The sequence below is a fragment of the Mediterraneibacter agrestimuris genome, assembly GCF_943193195.1.
Classification (GTDB): Bacteria; Bacillota; Clostridia; order Lachnospirales; family Lachnospiraceae; genus Schaedlerella; species Schaedlerella agrestimuris.
In genome coordinates, this window is the sequence record NZ_CALPDG010000088.1 from 1 (window position 1) to 4,744 (window position 4,744).

General features: G+C 31.8%; 5 protein-coding genes. All 5 read right to left on the minus strand.

Annotation, left to right across the window (positions count from 1 at the left end; genetic code table 11):
* Positions 1–465: 465 nt before the first annotated feature.
* The 5 genes from NFS18_RS18905 to NFS18_RS18925 all read right to left on the minus strand — a co-directional run bounded on the left by NFS18_RS18905 (position 466) and on the right by NFS18_RS18925 (position 4,252).
* Entirely contained in the window at positions 466–1,791 is a 1,326-nt protein-coding gene (locus NFS18_RS18905; RefSeq protein WP_251393077.1) for a sensor histidine kinase, read from the minus strand.
* Complete coding sequence (locus NFS18_RS18910; protein ID WP_251393078.1) at positions 1,788–2,507, minus strand: LytR/AlgR family response regulator transcription factor; 720 nt, start codon at positions 2,505–2,507, stop codon at positions 1,788–1,790. Before NFS18_RS18910 ends, NFS18_RS18905 begins: the two co-directional genes overlap by 4 nt.
* A gap of 55 nt (positions 2,508–2,562) precedes the next feature.
* Positions 2,563–3,099, minus strand: coding sequence for a hypothetical protein (locus tag NFS18_RS18915; RefSeq protein ID WP_251393079.1), 537 nt, complete (start codon positions 3,097–3,099; stop codon positions 2,563–2,565).
* A gap of 197 nt (positions 3,100–3,296) precedes the next feature.
* A complete protein-coding gene (locus NFS18_RS18920) occupies positions 3,297–3,899 on the minus strand; it encodes an accessory gene regulator B family protein (protein WP_251393080.1) in 603 nt (200 codons plus the stop codon).
* A gap of 197 nt (positions 3,900–4,096) precedes the next feature.
* A complete protein-coding gene (locus NFS18_RS18925; RefSeq protein WP_251393081.1) occupies positions 4,097–4,252 on the minus strand; it encodes a helix-turn-helix domain-containing protein in 156 nt (51 codons plus the stop codon).
* Positions 4,253–4,744 lie beyond the last annotated feature (492 nt).

Consider the following 4,744-nt stretch of genomic DNA (forward strand, 5'->3'; position numbering starts at 1 on the left):
AATCTTACCTCTTTTCTTTCGTTATTTTTTGATTAAAACATGGAATGAACTCATATTTAGCCGCAGGATCAGTTTTTCAAAGTTTCCTTAATTATAGCTTGTTCGATTTGCGCAAATCTTTTTAATATATATTCAATCCTTCTGTTCTACATCCAATTGTTTCATTTCTCAACTGGATTGATATGAGTATACCAAAAGATTCTTATAATAGTTTATTGTGTCCGCTAGAAATATGTTTTCTGTCCATAAGTAATATCAGCAAAATATAATAGCGCTATGCATGACTACATTTCGCCAAAATATTTCGAATTAAGCCAAACTGCAAGCTCCGCCTTTGCGGGCAAAGTCTTAATAAATCATCCCTCCCACACTTTCTGTTTTGCAACTACCGGATAAGCCAGCAAACATAAAAAACTTATCTTTTGGAATGTCATCCAAAGACAAGTTTTTATTTCTAGCACACATTCAATTAACTTCCTGCTTCTGCGATTGCTTTGTGTCAAATGGCAGCATTATTTTTACGATAAACTCTCCCTTTTCATTAACACACTCTAATGTTCCCTCATACTTTTTCACAACATCTGAAACGCTTTGCAGCCCCCACCCATGAAACATTTTATTCTCTTTCGTAGTATCTGGAAACGTCTCAAATTTCTTCACATCGTTACAGGAATTTACTACTTTAATAAACAGGAAATAATTTATCCGCCGCATTGTAATATGAATCCACTTATTTTCCTGCAGTTGCTCAGTCGCTTCAATAGCATTATCAATAATATTGGACAATATCGTACATAAATCATTTGACGATATATTACTGTTCCTTGGAAGTTCAACATTAATGTCTGATTCAATATGTAATTCCTGCATTCTCTGTAATTTACTATTTATCACTACGTCAACTACATCTATACCCGTCCAAATCGTATTGCACAGTCTCAGAATAGGTGTACTTATCTCTTTGATATATTCTTTTGCTTCATCCACATTTTGATCATCCAATATATGATATAAGACATTCAAATGATTGTTTAAATCATGGTATAATTTCGAATTATTTCTGTAAATCTCATTAATAGAGTCATACTTTTCACTTAAAAGATTCGTCCTCATTTCCAGAAAACTTACTTTAAACCGTTCTTGCTGACGTTCCGAAAAAAAATACATAATAAATATGATTAAAGTCAAAACACAAATAGCCATAAACCCTATCAACGGCATCGCCCTATTAAATGTCCTTCTTACCTCATTCTCTATAAAAAACAAACTGCCAAACCCAATTATAGGTATTAGTATGCCACTGTGCACTGAATTAATATTTATTGAAATCTTCTGTAAATATTTGCGAAGAACAATATAAATCAATATCCAGGAAGTTTTTATAGTAATCATCAATGTTACTCTAATATTCCCCATTTCTTCCATCATTTTTGTTATAGTTTCTATACCACCATAAAAACTTGCAGCTAATGTTATCACTAAAACATCAAAGCAACTCAAACACAACAGGTAGAAGCTTCCCACTACAAAAACAGAAATTTTTCGAACCTTATACAGAAAATTACCAGTAATTCCCAAGTATATCCATACTATTATTAACGTCATATTAGAAACTAAAATCATGTTATTGAGCCAAACAATCCCTACTGACCCCATAATTGCAAAAACCAAATTCATATATGGAATCTCTATTCTTTTATCTTTTCCTAATAGTATCGCAAAAACCAAATACGCAACATAAAGTTCAACAAAACTCCCTGCATATTCTATCATTTGATACCAAAAACTCATATACGTGCCTCCCAATACGAATTAATAGCCTGTTTGACATATTCTATTTTAGTATGGCTTGCCAATAAACGAACACCATCTTTAAGTTCTACACAATCATCTTTAATTTTCACAATATATTGTATATTTACAATTGTCCCTCGGTCAATAAACATGAAATCTTTTGAAGCTAATTCTTTCATAACATCAGATAAACTCTTCCTCACCTTTGTTATGCTTCCATCCGTCAGCGTTAAAACTGAATTTTTGCCTTCTCTTTCTATATAAAGAATTTTCTGATGCAATATTCGTTCTATCCTGCTAGGCATATCAATACAATATACCCGATTCGATCTTCCCACAATTAATTTAAACGCATCCTGTATTGCATGTTCAAACTTTATATTCAAGGAATTTTTAGGTACATATCGGAAAATGGCTAATTCAAAAGCATCTATTGCATATTTTGTATGCGAAGTAATAAAAATAATAATTACATCGGACAAATATTGCTTTACATAACGAGCCAAATGCATCCCATCCATATGAGGCATCTCAATATCGCTTAAGATCAAATCAAAATATTTCCCCTCTTGAATATCATACTGTAATATTTGGCTCTGCGTATATAAGGAAATATCAGCAACAATATTATTTTTTTTTAACACCAATGACATTTTTTCCTTCAAAATGCTTACCGATTTTTTATCGTCATCACATATGGCAATATAAAACATACCCTTCCTCCACGACATATAATTATTCCATATTATAACAAAATTATTATACTTTTCAATCCTCAAACGTATAAAACTTTCCCCTTCCAACATCGTGAAAGAAATTTTCATTTTTGCCAATCACAAGTTCATATAAATCATTTGTTACTGCACACTGATAATAATATATTCCGCTCTCTTTTGCTTTTACTTTTTCAACGATATCTTCTATGACTTCATTTATCTTCATTATTTGCTTAGGAGATGCCGGCCACCGCTTGATCATCATTCTAACCTGACTTTTATTTAATTTGATTCTTTTTGCAAAATAAAATCTTTTTGGAAATTGTATTTCTCTTGTTGTTCCAAGAGAAAGCAAAATACGATTAAACAACTCTTCATATTCCTCATACAAAAATCCCATTTCTAAATATGCTTGAATATGCAGCGCCGCCACCTCCAAATACCTTATATCATTATTATTTTCATAATAATGATATAACTGTGTCACCGTATCACAAAAAGTTTTCTTTACTGGAATATCCTTATACTGCAAACTTCCTGCCGCAAATTTGATTGCTTCAATATAGCGCTTCATTTTATCACTGTCCATAATCAACACTCCTACTTTTTAAATTATTGTACTGTAAAATTTACTTTTTGTTTAACAATGACTGCTAATTCCCCTTTTCTTGACCATACAAAAAACTTAAGATTGTTTAATGTTTCATTCTAATTCTTTAGGAATCCTTGGTTGATACGACATAAAAGCCGATGCACAACCGGCTCCCAAATATGCACATAACTCAACTAGCTTAGCAATAATCTGCATAATTCTTTCCCCCTTTCATGGATAAAATCGTCTACTATCATTAAAAATCCAACATCATATATTGAAACAATCATCATATATGCCAAGGATTGATTGTGTTCAAACATCCAGCCAATTATGAATAAATAAAGCCAAATTACTAAAATTGATTTTTTTAAATTTTTCATCTTTTTCGTATCACTTAATGGTTGATATTTGTTAATAACTGGCGCTCGCAAACTAATATATATGCATGACGCAAATAAAAGCGAAAGCCAAGGTCCCTCTCTTCCACTGATCATAATGATATTTTTAATTAATATACTTACCCAGAACAACCCCACTGTACATACAAAACATTTTCTATAAGTTTCAGCGTGATACCCCCCAGTAAATATCCTCAAAGTCATAAATACACTTAGAAATATAACACTCTCCACAAATACAGAAAAAATTAGTGCTGAAATGAGAATAGCAAATATCCCTGCCATTGTTGATAATATTATTTCCATTCCATATACATATACCTCCTCTCCACATTCAATTCTTTTTAGATTTTTCATCATTTTTCTCGTTAATTTTATTGATATTCTGTGTAACATTTTGTGACCTCCTTGTTTTTTATCTTATCACTCTTTACTTGATGCAGGACTAATTTGTCTATGAATTATTGATTTTATGTCCGCGAATTAAAATAGAAATAATGAACATCATTTATATTTTTTCTATCCATCATAGTATCTTTTCCTTATTTTCATTTTCGGGAGAAGCCCAAAAGCCCCCTCACCTTCTTCTATGCTTATTCCAGTTTCTTAAAATACCGGATGCACTTCAGAAGTTCCGGCGTCAACTCCTGATACAAATGCTCATCAAAAACACTATTCACCAAAGTATTTTTAATCAACAAAGACCAATACATTTCTATCATCTGCTCCAAAGCCTGCTTATCATTCATTTTTGCCCGTTATGATAATTATTCTAATGCTTGAGCATTAGAATAGTCATCACTGCAAGTAAGCGATACAAAACACACCGTAATGAAAAGAAGTGCATGTCGTGAAATGCTATAATAAAGTTGTAACAGGAGTGGCTTATAAGATATAATCAATCTTATTTAAGAAAAGAGGAATGAACGATGCCACAAAGATATTCTTATTTGTTCCATTGAAGCTGTTGAAAAGGATAATCCCCAAAAATCTATTAGCCTAAATATTTCAGCAGCTCAATTTGGCGACCTAATAAATTGCATATTTGATTACACTAAACGTTTAGCTGAAGCTAATAATATTAGTACGCAGTCTATAAACCGACCAAAATATTTCAAAAGTAAACGCAAAATAGCGAGTACCTGTTCAAAATCATCCAATGTAAGATAATAGACTCATCACTACAAAGTCCAAATAGTTTAGTACTCAACTTTTTAGACTTTGCTACAGGAGGTGAGTCA

Excerpts from the sequence above, each read along its gene's own strand:
- NFS18_RS18905 (WP_251393077.1), bottom strand. The coding sequence starts at position 1,791 with ATGAGTTTTTGGTATCAAATGATAGAATATGCAGGGAGTTTTGTTGAA.
- NFS18_RS18920 (WP_251393080.1), bottom strand. The coding sequence starts at position 3,899 with ATGTTACACAGAATATCAATAAAATTAACGAGAAAAATGATGAAAAAT.
- NFS18_RS18910 (WP_251393078.1), bottom strand. The coding sequence starts at position 2,507 with ATGTTTTATATTGCCATATGTGATGACGATAAAAAATCGGTAAGCATT.
- NFS18_RS18915 (WP_251393079.1), bottom strand. The coding sequence starts at position 3,099 with ATGGACAGTGATAAAATGAAGCGCTATATTGAAGCAATCAAATTTGCG.
- NFS18_RS18925 (WP_251393081.1), bottom strand. The coding sequence starts at position 4,252 with ATGAATGATAAGCAGGCTTTGGAGCAGATGATAGAAATGTATTGGTCT.